This is a genomic window from Amycolatopsis sp. NPDC041971 (genome assembly GCF_055588925.1).
Genome location: NZ_JBVJCE010000001.1, coordinates 270326 through 285709, shown reverse-complemented (window position 1 = coordinate 285709; position 15384 = coordinate 270326). Strand labels below are relative to the sequence as shown.

Below are 15384 nucleotides of genomic sequence, written 5' to 3'. Positions count from 1 at the left end.
CGCGCCGCTCGGGGTGGGGGGGGGGGGGGGGGGGTGGGGGGGGAGGGGGGGGGGGGGGGGGGGGGGGGGGGGGTTGCAACAACACCCCCCCACCCACGACGTCTTTGAACCCGCCCCGAATTTGGCGCCCTCCAGCGAAGGCGGCTCCACGAAGGTGGCCTTGCCGAAGTCGACAGGCGCCTCGACGACGAGATCGTCCAGCAGCACCGGACGTTTGAAGGTCGCCCCGGTGACTTCGAGTCTGCCGTGGATCGTCACCTGTCGAAGCGAGACCTTGCCGGCGAGTTCGGCGTCGGAGAGGTTGAGACACGTCAGCACCTCGCTGCGATCCGCGCCGAACCAGCCGACCCGCCTGGCGGTCAGCCCGAGGTCGTCGAGCCGCGCGTCGCTGAGGTTGAGGGAAAACGTCGGCCCGGTGGTCCCGGCGTGGGGAAGGATGTCGCGGATCAGCCGTTCGGCCGCGCGCCGGACCAGCCGTTCGCGTTCCGCGGCCGCCCGCTTTTCCTTGTCTTTGTCCCATTCGAGGTCCGGATCGAAATTCGGGTGCTCGAACGGCCGCCGCAAATAGGCGCACAGCACGTCGAGCACCGTCTGCCGGTACTCCGGACGCGTCCTGGCCAGCCCCGCGAGTGAATGCATCGCCCCGACCCGGACCTGATCGGCCTCGTGGCCCAGCAGTTCGATGGACTTGGCGAAGCGCTCGTCGGAGATGCGGCCGCGCTCGATCTCGTGCCTGTCCTCTTCGGTCCGCCTTCGCCGGTCGTTGAGCCAGAGCCCGTAGAGCGCGGCGATCGCCCCGCCGGCGAGGGCGCCGGTCTTGAGCGCGTCGCCGCGGCTGGTCGCGCGGTCCGTGAGCAACCAGGCGGTGACCCCGACGAGCACCACGACCGAGGACAGCAACGTCCACAACAGCGGCGACCTGAGCAGGCGCCTCATCGGTCCTTCACCGTGAGCCGGGCACGGCCGTCCGGCAGGGTCTCGACGGACCAGTCGTCCGGGAGTTCGTGGTCCCTCGCGGGTTCCACCGTCGTGTTGTACAGCGAAACCGTGCCGGGCGGCTCGCGGAAACTCAGCTCCGCGAAGCCTTCGAACCGGGCGCGGCGCAGATCCAGCGTCCCCTTGAACCGGGCGTCGGCGAAGACGGCGTCCTTCGCGAAGACGCTGTCCTTGAAGGACGTCTCGCCCGCGAACACGGTGCCGCGGAATTCCGCGTCCTCGGAGAAGCGGACCCCGCTGAACCACGCTCGCTGTTCGAATTCGGCGTCATTGCACCGGAAGAAGCCGATCAGCTTCTTCTTGGCCGTTCCCGCGCCGGTCAGGTACACCGGCCCGAGGAACACACAACCGGACAGGTTGGTGCTGCTGTACAGACCGCCGTAGCGGAGCAGCAGCTTCCCGACCTTACGCTCCGAAAGATCGAAGTACTCCAGGACCGCGCCGGTCAGGTCGAGGTCGTACCCGGGAGTGCCCTCGGAGTCCGCTGCCGGGAGCAGTTCGCCGATGAGCCGCTGGGCGGTCTGCCGCACCTGGAGCTCTCGCTCCTCCTCCGCTTTGCCAGATGCGGGCAGCTGGTTACCGGCCGGCTTCGCGGTCTCGTCGTACCGAGGATGGTCGAACGGCCGCCGCAGATACGAGCACAGGATGTCCAGGACGGTCTGGGTGTAGATCGCCCGGCCGCGGGCCAGGCCGGCCAGTGCGTGCAGGGCCCCGACCCGCACCTGGTCGGCGTCGTGCCCGAGCAGTTCGACGGCCTTCGCGAACCGTTCGTCCGAGATGCGATCACGGTCCTGGTCGGCCCGCCGCAGTTCGAGTTCTTGCCGCTGCCGCTCGATTTCCTGCCGCCGCTCCTCGACACGGCGTCGCCTGTCGTTGAGCCACAACGCGTACAGCGCGACGATGGCGCCTCCGGCGATGCCGCCGGTCTTCAACGCCTCGCTGCGGCTGGTCGCCGGATCCGTCAGCAACCAGCCGCCGACCGCGAGCAGCAGGATGAGCGAGACGACGAACGTCCAGAGCAGCGGGGAGCGGAGCAACCGCTTCATCGGACCTTGGAGACCAGCAGGGAAGAAACGCAGTAGGCACTGCCCGATTGGCTCTGCGCGATCACGGTCCCCTTGGCGTCGGCGCCCTCGACCGTTCCGGTGATCTCGGCCATGACGATGCTGGTGGTGCCTTGGGTCTTCTTGATCTCGGCCGTGGAGCCTGCCGGCAGGAAGAGGTCGATCATGCTGCCCATGTTCGCGCGCCTGTTTTCACAGGCCAGGGCGATCGCGCCGGTCTTGTCACCGGCGGAGATCTTGGCGAGGAAGTCCGAGATGACCTGGACACCCTGAGGATCGCCGGCACTGCCACCGTTCTCGGAGCTCCTCGGGCTCCTGGTCGTGCTCGTCCTCGGGCTGCTCTTCGGCGCGGAGGTCGGCGCGGGCTCGGACGACGACGCGGGCGGAGCGGCGGTGTTGTTCCCGTCGTCCTTGCCGAGCAGGAAGCCCGGAGCCACGAAACCGGTGACACCGAAGGCGATCAGCACGACCACGCCGATCACGATTCCGATGATCAGCCCGGTCTTGCTCTTCTGCGGCGGCGGGCCGCCGTGACCCTGCGGGTAGCCCGGGTTGTTCGGGTCCCAGCCCTGCTGCTGGTACTGCTGGGTCTGGTCCCAGCCCTGCTGGGGCTGCTGCTGGTACTGCTGCGTCTGGTCCCAGCCCTGCTGCTGACCGTATTGCTGAGGCTGACCGTACTGCTGGGTCTGGTCCCAGCCACCCGGCTGCGGTTGCTGTCCCTGGGGGTCTTGGCCGTAGGGCTGGCCTGGCTGGGGTGGGTAGGTCATCGGTCTCGCCTTCCGTACTGGGGCCTGAGGCTGGAGATCAGACGACCGGCGGTCAGCGCTGGTTCCGGATCCGCCCATGCCAGGGATTTCAGCTCGGAAGGTACCGTGCGGAGGAAAGCGGCACGCGAAACGGCTCCCGGCCGAGGCCGGGAGCCGCTTTTTCACGGAATGCGCAGCTCAGCCGTTGGCCAGTGCCTGCAAACGGTCGTAGGCGCCGTTGAAGGTGTTCTGGTCGAGCGGGCTGGAGGTGTACTGCCACACGGTGTAGAAGCTCCAGCCGTTGGGCAGCGCGCCCACGGTGGACGCGTACCGCGCGATCCACAGCGGGACGGTGCCACCGAAGTTCTGTGACGTGCCGACACAGGTGCTCCACCAGCTCGTCGAGGTGTAGATGACGGGCCAGCGGCCGGTGCGTGCCTTGTACCGGTCGTGGAACGCGCGGATCCATGCCCCCATGGAAGCCTGGCTCAAGCCGTAGCAGGTGGCGCCGTACGGGTTGTACTCCATGTCCAGCGCACCCGGCAGGGTCTTGCCGTCCTTGGACCAGCCGCCGCCGTTGTTGATGAAGAAGTCCGCCTGCGCCGCGCCGCCCGAGACGTTCGGCAGGGCGAAGTGGTACGCGCCGCGGATGAAGCCCTGGCTGTAGGAACCGTTGTACTGCTGGGCGAAGTACGGGTTCTTGTAGCTCGTGCCTTCGGTGGCCTTCGTCCACACGAAGCGCTTGCCCTGACCCCACCAGTAGGCCCAGTCGACGTTCTTCTGATAGCTGGCCACGTCCATACCCGCCACGGTCGCGAGCACCCCGGCCTCGGGCTGCGGCTGCGCGGCCTTGGTCTTCGATTCCGGGGTGGAGGTGTCGCCTTCCACCCGCCGGATCTGCGATCCGATCGGGTGGTCGTTCTGCTGAAGATCCTGTTCGATCGACATGATCTCGGGGGACGGGGCGGCCGACGCCTGGACCGTGCTGCTGAGCAGGAGCAGCGCGGAGCCGACGGCGATGGCGATTCTTCGGGAAGTGCGCATTACGACAATCCCTTCACGGATAACCCTCGCTGAGGACGGTGACCTTGCAGGTGGTAGCCGTCCGGGCACGATTGTTGACGACGAGTGCCGGGTTTGTCACTAACTTCCGTGAAATTGGTACTACACGTGGGTGATTTTCATTTCCAACTAGGTCGGATTATGTGATCTTGTAACGCCACTCGGGTGAGCGTTCAGCCGACGGCCAGCGCGCGCACCCGGTCGGCCGTGCCGTTGAACCAGTTCTGGTCACCGGGCAGGCTTCCCTTGGTCGAGAACTGCCAGACGGTCTGGTGCTTCCAGCTCGCGGGCAGCTCGCCGATCTCCGTGTTGTAGCGCGCGAGCCACAACGGGTTCTGCCAGAACACATTGCTGTTGCCGGTGCAGCGTTTCCACCAGCTCGTCGAAGTGTAGATCGACGGATGCCGCCCGGTTCGCCTCAGGTAGGTCTCCGCGAACGACACCATCCACGCGACCATCTGCGCCGGCGTCTTGCCGTAACAGGTTTCGCCGTAAGGGTTGTACTCGACGTCGAGCGCGCCCGGCAGCGTCTTGCCGTCGCCCGACCAGCCGCCGCCGTTGTCGACGAAGTAGTGCGCCTGCGCGGCGCCGTCCGAGATGTCGGGACGGGCGAAGTGGTACGCGCCGCGGATCAGGCCGACACCGTAGGAACCGTTGTACTGCTGGGAAAATCGCGGATTGACGAAGCCCGTGCCCTCGGTCGCCTTCACGTAGACGAACTTCGCGCCGGTCTTGGCGGCCCCGGGCCAGTCGACCTCGCCCTGATGACCGCTGACGTCGTGGCCGAGCGTCTGATTTTCGCCGCCGTACAGCGGTCCCACCGACACGCTGACACCTTCGTGCAGCGCGATCTGTGAACCGGCGTAGTGCTCCTCTGCCCCGTCGTATCCGGGCCCGCTTTCACGTGCGACGGCGGGGGTCTGCGCGAGCAGTAGAACCCCCGCCGCGAGGACGGCCCCCAAGCCTTTTGAACACACTCTGCGACTCTTCACGTCGCCACGATCCCCTGAGAAAAGAGAATCAGCGACTCGAACCTCACCCGAAAGAGTGACTGACCGCCCGAAAAAATTGGGCCGAGTGGGTTAATCGGGCCTTAACGACGCTCGTCCAAAAGGGCCTTGTCGAGGTGCTCCGAGGGAATGATCGCGGTGAGCCGGTCGTGCGGATTGATCGTCACGGGATGCCCGGCGAGCAGCGGGACGATGTCCCGGCCGAGTACCGCTCGGGCGTGCGGCCATTCGCGTGGGACCAGCGCCTTCGCCGTGTACGCCGGCACCAGCACCTTGCCGTCGGTGTTGTGGAAGCCGATCACCGTGCGCTGCACCGGGGAAAGGGCGTAGACGAACAGCGTCGAGTCGAGGACGACCCGCGGCAGATCGACGGCCGGGCGGTGGTTCGTGCGCACCAGCTGGAGCAGCTGCTCGAGTTCGTTGCGCGGCTCCGGGAAACCGAGCGCCTTCGGCGAGGGGCGATAGCGGTCGTTGGGATGGAAGTCCTCGACGATCTCGCCGGCGCCGTTCACCGGGTACGCGCCGACGACCGCCCAGGACGGCACGGGACCGTCGGGATCGAAGGCCTCGTCGATGACATAAAGCCAGCTGTTCGGGTTGGCCTTCGCGTTGGCGCGCATCTCTTCGGTGATCTTCGGCTTGGCCTGTTTCCGCTTGCCCGCCGGGCTCGACGCCAACCGATCCGCCTCGTCCCGCTGCGCCATCGCCATCCCCACGTTCCGGGTGCCTGAAGGTTTGTTCGCGCTCACTCTACTGTTCTCCCATGGCCTCTTCGCGTTCGGTCGACCCCGCTGAGTTACGAGCCGCGATCGCGGTGATTTCCCCCTGGTTGAGCGGATCCGGTCCGGAACCGGCCCGTCCGGAGCTGGCCGCGGCGGTGCGGCTGAGCCTGCGGACGCTGGCCGGGGACGCCCCCGGGAAGAGTGTCGAAGTGCGGGTGCCGCCGTTCGCGGCCGTGCAGTGTGTCGAAGGACTTCGCCATACGCGCGGGACGCCGCCGAACGTCGTCGAAACGGATCCGCGCACGTGGCTGGAGCTGGCGACCGGGCTGCTCGGCTGGGCCGGCGCCGTCGAGTCGGGGCGGGTCACCGCCTCCGGGAGCAGGGCCGATCTGGCCCGCTGGCTGCCGCTGGTGCGCCTCTGAACCCGCTCCGGCATGCGAGGAACGGTCCGTTCCTTGCGAAATTTGCAAGGAACGGACCGTTCATAGCAGCGCGGGGGGTTACTTCTTCCGGCCGATGCCGCCCGAGATCGTCCGCTGAGCCGTGTTCAGCTCCTTGATCCGCGGGCCGTCCGGCCACCAGTCGGCGCACAGCTGGACGCCGGGCTCGACCATCTCGAGGTCGTGGAACAGCTCCTGGATCTCGGCCTTCGTCCGGAAGGTGCCCGAGCCCATCGGGCTGTGGATGAAGAAGTCCTCCATCTTGCGGGCGACCTCGGACAGTTCGTCCTGCGGGTCGGAGAAGTGCGAGATCGCCACGTACGAACCCGACGGCAGCGCGTCGATGTACTTCTTCATGATCTTGGCGGGCTGCTCGTGCGACCCGTTGTAGTGGTGCAAGGTCCCGAGCTGCAACAACGCGATCGGCCGCGTGAAGTCGATGTGCCGCCGGATGTCCGGGTTCTCGATGATCCGCTCCGGCTCGAAGATGTCGTCCGAGACGAAGTGCGTGTTCTCGTTCTCTTCGAGCAGCGCGCGTCCGTGGGCGAGCACGACCGGGTCGTTGTCGACGTAGACGACCTTGATCTCGGGGTTGATCCGCTGCACGACCTGGTGCGTGTTCTCGGCGGTCGGGAGACCGGATCCGAGGTCCAGGAACTGGGTGATGCCCGTCTGGCTGGCGATGAACCGGCACGCGCGGATCAGGAAGCCGCGGTTCTCGGTCGCCAGGTCCTGCGCCTCGGGGGCCGCCTGCTGGACCTTGCGCAGCACCTCCCGGTCGATCTCGTAGTTGTCCTTGCCGAGCAGGAAGGCGTCATACACCCGGGCGATGCTGGCCCGGGTCGGGTCGACACCCACAGGCACTCGTTCCGTCCGGGTCGGGGCGTCGGACATCTTGAACCTCACAAAACTGTGTCGGAAGTCTCGGGCTCTACGTAGAGTAGAACCACGTACGCGAGCGGTAAACCGAGCCATCCCTGTCGTGTCGAGGTCCAAACGTGTACTTTCAGTAACCGGCTTGTTCCCCTGTGAGTGTCGTCGTACGAAAGGTCCCCGGTCGATGAACGCGGTCACCCCGCCTGGCGGTGAGCAGTCCCTGGGTCCCACCGCGCGGCGGATGATCCTCGGCTCTCAGCTCCGCCGGATGCGTGAGGACGCGGGCATCACGCGCCAGGAGGCCGGCTACAGCATCCGGGGTTCCGAGTCGAAGATCAGCCGTCTCGAGCTCGGCCGCGTCGGCTTCAAGGAACGCGACGTCGCCGATCTGCTGACCATGTACGGGATGACCGATCCCGGTGAGCGGCAGCAGTTCCTCGACATGGTCAAGGAGTCGAACGAGCCGGGTTGGTGGCGCCGCTACGGCGACCTGATGCCGAGCTGGTTCAACGACCTCGTCGGACTCGAAGAGGCCGCGGCCCGCATCCAGGTGTGGGAGCCGCTGTACGTCACGGGTCTGCTGCAGACCGAGGACTACGCGCGGGCGATCATGAGCCACGGCCGCAAGGACATGGTCAACGAGCAGATCGACCGCCGGGTCGCGCTGCGGATGCGGCGGCAGAAGATGCTGTCCCGGCCGGACGCGCCGCGGTTGTGGCTGGTGCTCGACGAATCGGTGCTCTACCGGCCGATCGGCGACCGCGAGGTGCTGAAGACGCAGATCGACCACCTGCTGGAGATGATCCAGCAGCCGAACATCTCGGTGCAGGTCCTCCCGTACGACCGGAGCGGCTACTCCGCGGACAGCGCGTTCTCGCTGCTCAGGTTCGCCGAAGAGGAATTGCCGAACATCGCCTACACCGAGTACCTGACCGGCGCGCACTACATCGACAAGCGCGACGAGATCGAGCGGTACAGCCGGGCGCTGGACATGCTCGCGGTCGACGCGGAGACGCCGGACCGCAGCCGCCAGATGCTGATGAAGCGCCGCGCCGAAATCTGAGCCTCTCACCGTTGTGGTGTTCGGCCGCCGTCGCGGTGATGGCCGGGGTTTCCTTTCCTGTAACCGAAAATTCGGCCACGATCGGTAGCTGTTAGGCCATCGGGGGCTGCGCTCGTCACGCATTAGTGGGACGGACGCGGACTTAAGTCATCACCGCCCGCGAATTCTGCAGAAACTTCTGCACGTGCATTTACCGCTGCAGTCACACGTGCTAACTTTGGGATCACAGGCAAATGCACATGCAGATGCATCGCCCGAAGCTTCTGTCGGGGAAGGTGGGGACAATGGCTGAACAGTTCGACAACGGCATCCCGGCCGATCGTCTTACCGGTGCCCAGTGGCGCAAAGCCAGCTACAGCAACGCGATCGGCAACTGCGTCGAGGTGGCACCGCTCGCGTCCGGCGAGATCGCGATGCGCAATTCGCGCTTCCCGACCGGGCCGGCCCTGATCTACACCCAGGCCGAAATGTCCGCGTTCCTCGCGGGCGCCAAGGACGGCGAATTCGATGACGTTCTCAGGTGACACCATCACCGCGGAAATCACCGACATCGAAAGCGGCCTGCAGGAACTGATCCACCGCGGGTACCAGTTCGTGCACCCGTGCGACGCGAACGGCGAGGTCATGGCCGTGGTCGGCGTGCGAGTCCACGACAACGTGGTCGACGTGGTCCGGCTCAACGCCGAAGACGACGTCGTCGCGACCCGTATGCCCGGTACCGAGGAGGACATCCTCGAACCCGAGGTCTGGCTGTGGCGGTCCGCCGGCGACGCGGCGACGGTGCTGACGGCACTGCTCGCGCTCCCGGACGAGCGGACTCCCGGCGCGTTGTTCCTCCCGGAGACCGCGGCCAAGGGCTGTTGGGTCCCTGGCCGCGGCGGCACATCCAAGTGGCTCGCCGCGGGCTGACCGTGTTCGCCCGGGCGCTGTGTTCGCCGGGATGCCACCCCAGGCCCGCCCGTGGGCGCACCCCCGGACCCCCATCGCGGTCGCGTTGGCGAGTTCGCTTCAGCTTCCAAGCACAGTCGGCCGCCTCTGTCGAGGGGGAGCGGCCGGCTGGTCGGGGGTCGTGAGTGCCGGGCCTTGACACCCGCTCGTCACTCACGGTCACAGGAAATCCGCCCCGACCGAAGGCCCTGCTATCGCGGTGGCAAGGCGCCCTTGCCTGCCATCGCGACCGGGATGGCCCGTCCGTGCCCTGTCGGCGTCGATCGCGGGCGCGGGTTCACTCAGAGTCACAGCTCGAAGCGTGTCCAGTGCCACTTCGCGCGGCGCGTTGATCTCCGGCTCACCGTTTACACTGGTGGTGGCCTGCCCTCTTCTCCCTGGGAGCACCTCGGTGGTTTCCGACCCGTCCCTCGCCGGACAGCCCGTGACCGACCAGCCCGATCCCGAACCCCGCGAGGAATGCGGCGTCTTCGGTGTCTGGGCTCCCGGAGAAGAGGTCGCGAAGCTGACCTACTACGGGCTCTACGCACTTCAGCACCGCGGCCAGGAGGCGGCCGGCATCTCGGTCTCCGACGGTTCGCAGATCGTCGTCTTCAAGGATCTCGGCCTGGTCAGCCAGGTGTTCGACGAGCAGGTCCTGCAGTCGCTGCAAGGACATATCGCCGTCGGCCACTGCCGCTACTCGACCACCGGCGCGACCATCTGGGAGAACGCGCAGCCGATCTTCCGCACCACCGCCACCGGCAGCGGCCTGTCCTTCGCGCACAACGGGAACCTGGTCAACACCGCCGAACTGCGGGATCGCACGGTCGAAGCCGGGCTCAAACCGCACGCGGGCCTGACCGGTTCGTCCAGTGACTCCGACCTGGTGTGCGGGTTGCTCGCGGCCAACGCCGCCGACAAGGGCATCGAAGCCGCCGCGCTGGAACTGCTGCCTACCCTCAAGGGCGCGTTCTGCCTGGTCTTCGCCGACGAGTCCACCCTGTACGCCGCGCGCGACCCGCACGGCGTGCATCCGCTGGTGCTCGGCAGGCTCGAACGCGGCTGGGTGGTCGCGAGCGAGACGGCCGCGCTGGACATCTGCGGCGCGTCGTTCGTCCGCGAGGTCGAACCCGGTGAGCTCATCGCGATAGACGCCGAAGGCCTGCGCTCCTCGCGGTTCGCGAACCCCGAACCCAAGGGCTGCGTCTTCGAGTACGTCTACCTCGCGCGCCCCGACACCTCCATCGCCGGCCGCAGCGTGCACGCCACCCGCGTCGAAATCGGCCGCAAACTCGCCGTCGAGCACCCGGCCGACGCCGACCTGGTCATGCCGGTGCCCGAATCCGGCACCCCGGCCGCCATCGGCTACGCGCAGGGCTCCGGCATCCCCTACGGCACCGGCCTGGTGAAGAACGCCTACGTCGGCCGCACCTTCATCCAGCCGTCGCAGACCATCCGCCAGCTGGGGATCCGCTTGAAGCTGAACCCGCTGCGCGACGTCATCCGCGGCAAGCGGCTCGTCGTCGTCGACGACTCCATCGTCCGCGGCAACACCCAGCGCGCGCTGGTCCGCATGCTGCGCGAGGCCGGGGCGCTCGAGGTGCACGTCCGGATCGCGTCGCCGCCCGTCCGCTGGCCGTGTTTCTACGGGATCGACTTCGCCTCGCGCGCCGAACTGGTGGCCAACGGCGTCGACCTCGACGGCATCCGCCGTTCCATCGGCGCGGACACCTTGGGCTACATCTCCCTGGACGGGCTGGTCGCGGCTTCGGAGCAGCCGAAGTCGCGGTTGTGCACCGCGTGCTTCTCCGGCGAGTACCCGATCGCGCTCCCCGAAGACGCGCTGATCGGGAAGCACCTGCTGGAGAGCCTGGATTCGGTCAATGGCGCGGCGAAGCCCGTCAGTCCCGCCGGGTACGGTGCTGAGGACGCCATCCGGCGTCCCTAGATCTCTCTTCCAGAGTTGGAGTCCGCTTCCGTGAGCGAGTCCACGAGCGCCACGTACGCCGCCGCCGGCGTCAGCATCGACGCCGGTGACAAAGCCGTCGAGCTGCTCAAACCGCACGCCGAGAGGGCCACGAGGCCCGAGGTGATGGGCGGGGTCGGCGGTTTCGCCGGACTGTTCTCCCTGAAGCTGGACAAGTGGAAAGAGCCGGTGCTGGCCTCGTCGACCGACGGGGTCGGCACCAAGATCGCCGTCGCGCAGGCGCTCGACAAACACGACACGGTCGGCATCGACCTGGTCGCGATGGTCGTCGACGATCTGGTCGTCACCGGCGCCGAGCCGCTGTTCATGCAGGACTACATCGCCGTCGGCAAGGTCGTGCCGGAGAAGATCGCGGCACTGGTCGGCGGTATCGCCGAGGGCTGTGTCCGGGCGGGCTGCGCGCTGCTCGGCGGTGAGACCGCGGAGCACCCCGGCCTGATGGGCGAGCACGACTACGACCTCTCGGGTACCGGCATCGGCGTCGTCGAAGCGTCGAAGGTGCTCGGCCCGGAACGGGTCCGCCCCGGTGACGTCGTCCTCGCGCTCGGCTCGTCCGGCCTGCACTCCAACGGCTACTCGCTCGCCCGGCACGTGCTGCTGGACATCGCGCGCATGCCGCTCGACGGGCACGTCGAGGAGTTCGGCCGCTCCCTGGGCGAGGAGATGCTGGAGCCGACCAGGATCTACGCGAAGGACTGCCTCGCGCTGGCGGCCGAGGCCGACGTCCGCACGTTCGCGCACATCACCGGCGGCGGCCTGGAGCAGAACCTCGCCCGCGTCATGCCGCGCGGCCTGGTCGCCCGGCTCGAACGCGGCACCTGGACCCCGGCGCCGGTGTTCGCGCTGATCGGCCACCGCGGCAAGGTCGAGCGCGCCGAACTGGAGAAGACGTTCAACATGGGCGTCGGCATGGTCGCGATCGTCGGCGCCGACGACGTCGACCGGGCCCTGGCGATGCTGACCGCGCGGCACGTGCCGGCGTGGATCCTCGGCGACGTGCAGCCCGCGGAAGACCCGGACGGCCCGCGCGCCGTGCTGTCGGGCGACCACCCGCGCTTCTGAATATTCTCTTGGTCCTGGTGGAACACTGGACCCGTGGCTGATGACGTGGTGGTCGGCACCCGGTTCGTGATCCCGGGTGCCGAATTGAGCGAACGGTTCTCCCGGTCGTCGGGTCCGGGTGGGCAGGGCGTGAACACCACGGACTCACGGGTCGAACTCTCCTTCGACGTGGCCGGTTCGGCTTCGCTCCCGGAACATCTCCGGGCCCGGATGCTGGACCGGCTTTCGTCGCGCCTGGTCGACGGAGTCGTCACGATCACCGCGTCCGAACACCGCTCCCAGCTGATGAACCGCGAAGCCGCGCGCGCCCGGCTGGTGATGCTGCTGCTGGACGCGTCGGCGCCCCCGGCCGCCAAGCGGCGTCCCACCAAACCTTCACGAGGTTCGAAGGAACGCCGCCTGGCCTCGAAGAAACGCCGCGGCGATGTCAAGAAGTCACGCCGCGGCGGCTACTCAGACGATTGACAGATGCACGCACTCGGCCGCGGTCTCGAAGCCGACCCGGCCGTAGACGCGCTCCGCCTGCCCGGCCCCCGGCGTCAGGAACACCGACCGGCCGCCGCGCGCGTGGGCTTCACGCGTCAGGAACTCCGTCATCGCCGCCGCGATCCCACGGCTCCGGTACTCGTCGAGCACCCCGATCCCGGCGACCTCCGCCGCCCCGTCGAGGATCGCGGTCGCGACCCCGCCACCGACGACCTCACCGGTCTCGGCCACGGCCATCACCGAGAGGGTCTCGCCGCTCAGCTGATCCGGCGACGGGTCGAGGTGCTGATCGGGATCGGTCTCCCCGAAGGCCACGTTCTGCACCCGGATCATCTGCCGGAGTTCGCCGTCGGTCTTCGGGGTGAGCAGGCTGATCCCGGCCGGTTCCGGCTGTTCGACGACCTGCCCCGGAGCGCAGATCATCAGCGGAACCCGCCGCTCCAGCGTGTAACCGCACTCGACGAGCACGGCCTCGGCGGCCGGAACCGCTTCGGTGAGGAACTCCAGCCGCGGCGTGAGCCCGCGCTTGCGGAACGCCTCGGTGAGCGCGGCGACGTCGTCCTTGATGGGAACGGCGCCGTCATCGGGGATCGCGTAGTTGAGGAAGGGGCTGTCGGCCTCGGGGTGGAACGTGGCCAGAAACGGCCCGATCCGCTCGGTCTCCCGGAACTGCGCCGCGGTGAGGCGAATGTAGGACTGCAAAGCACGAATCGTCTCGGAAAGCACTGGTGGAAAGCCTTTCGGGCAGAAGAAAGAGGCGCACGGGAGGACCCGCGTGCGTGATGGAGCTGGCGTGTGCGCCGGCTAGCTCGTGCCGACGCCACCGAAGGCGTCAGGCATGAGGCATCCCTCTTTCTCGGTACGTAGGGCTTTCGCGATCACTTTCGCACGACGGTCAAACCCTTTACCACCGCTGCGGAAGCAGCGCGCCGGATCGTCCACAAAGGAGGCCTGTGGACAACCTGTGGACAACTCAGATGTAACCGGAAGAAGGTGTTATCGCACAAGGAAAAGCCTTGTGGGTGACCTGTGTACTACTTGCCGTGTCCGGCGAGCTCCCGGGCGCGTTCGAGCAGTTTCTGCAGATGCAGACCGCGACGCACGTCACACGGGTGCGACGTCGTTCCGCTCGCGGCCATGGCGGCGAAATCGTCCAGGAGCGCGGTGTAAGACTCGCCTGCCGAACCCGGCTTCCGCCCCAAAGTGCGGTAACCGTGCTCTCCGTACACGGCCACTTCGACGACCGTCGGCTGGATCGGCAGCCGCAGCGACAGGGTCGCCGTACTCGTCGCACCACCCTCGTGGGCTAACAGCAATTGCCACAGATCGTCATCGGTCCGATGCGCGGCGAGCACGCCGGTGATCTCACCGAGCGCCGCGTCCAGCAGATCGAGGGCGTGCGGACCGATGTCGGTGAGCGCGCCGGAGTCGTGCCGCCACGCCGACGACTGATACTGGCCGCCGAGCAGCGCACCCGAAAGCCACCTCGCGCCGCCGCCCCGCCAGCCGCCCGTTTCCTTGATGCCGTCGAGCCACTCGCGGGTCATCGGCGAGAAACGCAGGGTCAGGACCACGAGAGCGGCCACGCCGGCGGCTTCCACCGCGTCCGCGAGCCGCCGCGCGCCGTCGAGGTCCGCGGCGATCGGCTTCTCCAGGATCAGCTGCTTACCGGCCTCTGCCGCCTTGACCGCCAGTTCCGCCTGAACGGCGGGCGGCACCGCGAACGCGACCGCGTCCACCTGGTCGAGCAGCTCGTCGAAACTGGCGACGGCCTGCGCACCGTGTGCTTCAGCCAGCTCCTTCGCGGCTTCAGGACGCCTGGCCCAGACCGCGCGCAACGTGACTCCGGGGTGATCGGCGAGGCCCGGCGCGTGCACCGTCTTCGCCCACGGACCGGCACCGACCAGACCCACGCGCAGCTGTCCCTGTCCCACGACCCCGAGTCTAGAGCCCCGCGGTCAGTCCTCTGAATGCGGTAGTTGCGCGTGCAAGAACCGCATCCAGAGGACTAAACGCGGGGGAAGTAGGGGGTCAGGAGTAGCTGTAGAACCCGCGGCCGGTCTTCTTGCCGAGCAGGCCGGCGTCGACCATGCGCAGCAGCAGCGGCGGCGACGAGTACAGCGGCTCCTTGAACTCGGCGTACATGGAGTCCGCGATCGCCTTGATGGTGTCCAGGCCGATCAGGTCCGAAAGCCGCAGCGGGCCCATCGGGTGCGCGGTGCCCAGCTCCATACCGCGATCGATGTCCTCCGCCGACGCGAAGCCCGACTCGATCATCCGGATCGCCGAAAGCAGATATGGCACGAGCAGCGAGTTCACGATGAACCCGGCGCGGTCCTGCGACCGGATCACCGTCTTGTGCAACGCCGTGGTCGCGTGCTCCTCCGCGCGGCGGGCGGTGTCGTCGCTGGTCAGCAGCGAGGGCACCAGCTCGACGAGCGGCAGCACCGGGACCGGGTTGAAGAAGTGGATGCCGACCACCTGCTGCGGGCGGCCGGTGGCCATCCCGAGCTTCATGATCGGGATCGACGAGGTGTTGGACGCGAACACCGCGTCCTCACGCTCGACGATCTTGTCCAGCGACCGGAACACCTCGACCTTGGCCTGCTCCTGTTCCAGGATGGCCTCGATGACGAGGTCGCGGTCGGCGAACTCGCCGATCTCGGTGGTGAAGCGGAGCCGTCCGAGCGCCGCGTCGGCGTCTTCCTGCGAAAGCTTCCCGTTCTTGACGCCGCGTTGCAGCGACTTCTCGATCCGCGCCCGCCCGGAGTCCAGCGCCGGCTGGTTCACCTCGGTGACGATCACGTCCAGACCGGCCCGCGCGTGCACCTCGGCGATGCCGGAGCCCATGAGCCCGGCTCCGACGACGCCTATTCGTTCTACGTCGGACATGGCACCTCCTCGTTTTTGGGCAGCACGCGACACGCGAGGGTGGTCACC

At 67.7% G+C, this 15384-nt stretch carries 17 protein-coding genes; 7 read left to right on the top strand and 10 right to left on the bottom strand.

Annotation, left to right across the window (positions count from 1 at the left end; translation table 11 throughout):
* The 6 genes from ACZ6DT_RS01440 to ACZ6DT_RS01415 form a co-directional block, all read right to left on the bottom strand.
* Positions 1-936: hypothetical protein (locus ACZ6DT_RS01440; protein WP_465586979.1), on the bottom strand; the 936-nt coding region annotated here is incomplete at its 3' end.
* Positions 933-2042, bottom strand: coding sequence for a pentapeptide repeat-containing protein (locus ACZ6DT_RS01435; RefSeq protein WP_465586976.1), 1110 nt, complete (start codon positions 2040-2042; stop codon positions 933-935). The genes ACZ6DT_RS01435 and ACZ6DT_RS01440, both read right to left, overlap by 4 nt.
* Positions 2039-2827: a Twin-arginine translocation protein TatA gene (locus ACZ6DT_RS01430; RefSeq protein WP_465586975.1), complete on the bottom strand. Its 789-nt coding sequence runs from the start codon at positions 2825-2827 to the stop codon at positions 2039-2041. The genes ACZ6DT_RS01435 and ACZ6DT_RS01430 overlap by 4 nt, the downstream gene beginning before the upstream one ends.
* Before the next feature lie 177 nt (positions 2828-3004).
* Entirely contained in the window at positions 3005-3850 is an 846-nt protein-coding gene (locus ACZ6DT_RS01425) for a lysozyme (protein ID WP_465586972.1), read from the bottom strand.
* Between the two features lie 191 nt (positions 3851-4041).
* Positions 4042-4845 (bottom strand): lysozyme, encoded by an 804-nt coding sequence (locus ACZ6DT_RS01420; protein WP_465586970.1) that lies wholly within the window; start codon positions 4843-4845, stop codon positions 4042-4044.
* 116 nt (positions 4846-4961) lie between these two features.
* Positions 4962-5588 (bottom strand): type VII secretion system-associated protein, encoded by a 627-nt coding sequence (locus ACZ6DT_RS01415; RefSeq protein ID WP_465588766.1) that lies wholly within the window; start codon positions 5586-5588, stop codon positions 4962-4964.
* A 53-nt stretch (positions 5589-5641) separates the two neighbouring features.
* On the opposite strand from ACZ6DT_RS01415, the gene ACZ6DT_RS01410 reads away from it, so the two are divergent.
* Positions 5642-6022, top strand: coding sequence for a sterol carrier family protein (locus ACZ6DT_RS01410; RefSeq protein ID WP_465586967.1), 381 nt, complete (start codon positions 5642-5644; stop codon positions 6020-6022).
* A 78-nt stretch (positions 6023-6100) separates the two neighbouring features.
* Here the strand turns inward: ACZ6DT_RS01410 and ACZ6DT_RS01405 are convergent, their stop codons facing one another.
* Positions 6101-6898 (bottom strand): SAM-dependent methyltransferase, encoded by a 798-nt coding sequence (locus tag ACZ6DT_RS01405; protein ID WP_465586964.1) that lies wholly within the window; start codon positions 6896-6898, stop codon positions 6101-6103.
* Between the two features lie 202 nt (positions 6899-7100).
* Between ACZ6DT_RS01405 and ACZ6DT_RS01400 the strand changes: the two genes are divergently transcribed.
* From ACZ6DT_RS01400 to arfB, 6 genes are all read left to right on the top strand, one after another.
* Complete coding sequence (locus ACZ6DT_RS01400) at positions 7101-7979, top strand: helix-turn-helix domain-containing protein (protein WP_465586962.1); 879 nt, start codon at positions 7101-7103, stop codon at positions 7977-7979.
* A 284-nt stretch (positions 7980-8263) separates the two neighbouring features.
* Positions 8264-8503: a DUF397 domain-containing protein gene (locus ACZ6DT_RS01395; RefSeq protein WP_465586959.1), complete on the top strand. Its 240-nt coding sequence runs from the start codon at positions 8264-8266 to the stop codon at positions 8501-8503.
* The gene (locus ACZ6DT_RS01390; RefSeq protein WP_410576447.1) at positions 8487-8888 is read left to right on the top strand and encodes a hypothetical protein; all 402 of its coding nucleotides are present in this window, start codon (positions 8487-8489) and stop codon (positions 8886-8888) included. The genes ACZ6DT_RS01395 and ACZ6DT_RS01390 overlap by 17 nt, the downstream gene beginning before the upstream one ends.
* A 430-nt stretch (positions 8889-9318) precedes the next feature.
* Positions 9319-10857 (top strand): amidophosphoribosyltransferase, encoded by a 1539-nt coding sequence (gene purF / locus ACZ6DT_RS01385; RefSeq protein ID WP_465586957.1) that lies wholly within the window; start codon positions 9319-9321, stop codon positions 10855-10857.
* 30 nt (positions 10858-10887) lie between these two features.
* Positions 10888-11958 (top strand): phosphoribosylformylglycinamidine cyclo-ligase, encoded by a 1071-nt coding sequence (gene purM / locus ACZ6DT_RS01380; RefSeq protein ID WP_219147270.1) that lies wholly within the window; start codon positions 10888-10890, stop codon positions 11956-11958.
* 33 nt (positions 11959-11991) lie between these two features.
* Positions 11992-12423, top strand: coding sequence for an alternative ribosome rescue aminoacyl-tRNA hydrolase ArfB (gene arfB / locus ACZ6DT_RS01375; protein ID WP_465586954.1), 432 nt, complete (start codon positions 11992-11994; stop codon positions 12421-12423).
* On the opposite strand, the gene ACZ6DT_RS01370 is transcribed toward arfB, so the two are convergent.
* From ACZ6DT_RS01370 to ACZ6DT_RS01360, 3 genes are all read right to left on the bottom strand, one after another.
* Complete coding sequence (locus ACZ6DT_RS01370) at positions 12412-13170, bottom strand: GNAT family N-acetyltransferase (RefSeq protein ID WP_465586951.1); 759 nt, start codon at positions 13168-13170, stop codon at positions 12412-12414. The two genes, arfB and ACZ6DT_RS01370, sit on opposite strands and share 12 nt — an antisense overlap.
* Positions 13171-13478: 308 nt before the next feature.
* Positions 13479-14378, bottom strand: coding sequence for a Gfo/Idh/MocA family protein (locus ACZ6DT_RS01365; protein WP_465586948.1), 900 nt, complete (start codon positions 14376-14378; stop codon positions 13479-13481).
* Between the two features lie 97 nt (positions 14379-14475).
* Positions 14476-15336 carry a 3-hydroxybutyryl-CoA dehydrogenase gene (locus ACZ6DT_RS01360; RefSeq protein WP_465586945.1) on the bottom strand — a complete coding sequence of 287 codons (861 nt, stop codon included), beginning with the start codon at positions 15334-15336 and terminating at the stop codon, positions 14476-14478.
* Between the last annotated feature and the right edge of the window lie 48 nt (positions 15337-15384).

What these genes read in the sequence shown, in the direction of transcription:
- ACZ6DT_RS01435 (WP_465586976.1), bottom strand. Translation starts at nt 2,042, where the DNA reads ATGAAGCGGTTGCTCCGCTCCCCGCTGCTCTGGACGTTCGTCGTCTCG.
- ACZ6DT_RS01400 (WP_465586962.1), top strand. Translation starts at nt 7,101, where the DNA reads ATGAACGCGGTCACCCCGCCTGGCGGTGAGCAGTCCCTGGGTCCCACC.
- ACZ6DT_RS01415 (WP_465588766.1), bottom strand. Translation starts at nt 5,588, where the DNA reads ATGGCGATGGCGCAGCGGGACGAGGCGGATCGGTTGGCGTCGAGCCCG.
- ACZ6DT_RS01395 (WP_465586959.1), top strand. Translation starts at nt 8,264, where the DNA reads ATGGCTGAACAGTTCGACAACGGCATCCCGGCCGATCGTCTTACCGGT.
- ACZ6DT_RS01390 (WP_410576447.1), top strand. Translation starts at nt 8,487, where the DNA reads ATGACGTTCTCAGGTGACACCATCACCGCGGAAATCACCGACATCGAA.
- ACZ6DT_RS01425 (WP_465586972.1), bottom strand. Translation starts at nt 3,850, where the DNA reads ATGCGCACTTCCCGAAGAATCGCCATCGCCGTCGGCTCCGCGCTGCTC.
- ACZ6DT_RS01360 (WP_465586945.1), bottom strand. Translation starts at nt 15,336, where the DNA reads ATGTCCGACGTAGAACGAATAGGCGTCGTCGGAGCCGGGCTCATGGGC.
- ACZ6DT_RS01410 (WP_465586967.1), top strand. Translation starts at nt 5,642, where the DNA reads ATGGCCTCTTCGCGTTCGGTCGACCCCGCTGAGTTACGAGCCGCGATC.
- ACZ6DT_RS01430 (WP_465586975.1), bottom strand. Translation starts at nt 2,827, where the DNA reads ATGACCTACCCACCCCAGCCAGGCCAGCCCTACGGCCAAGACCCCCAG.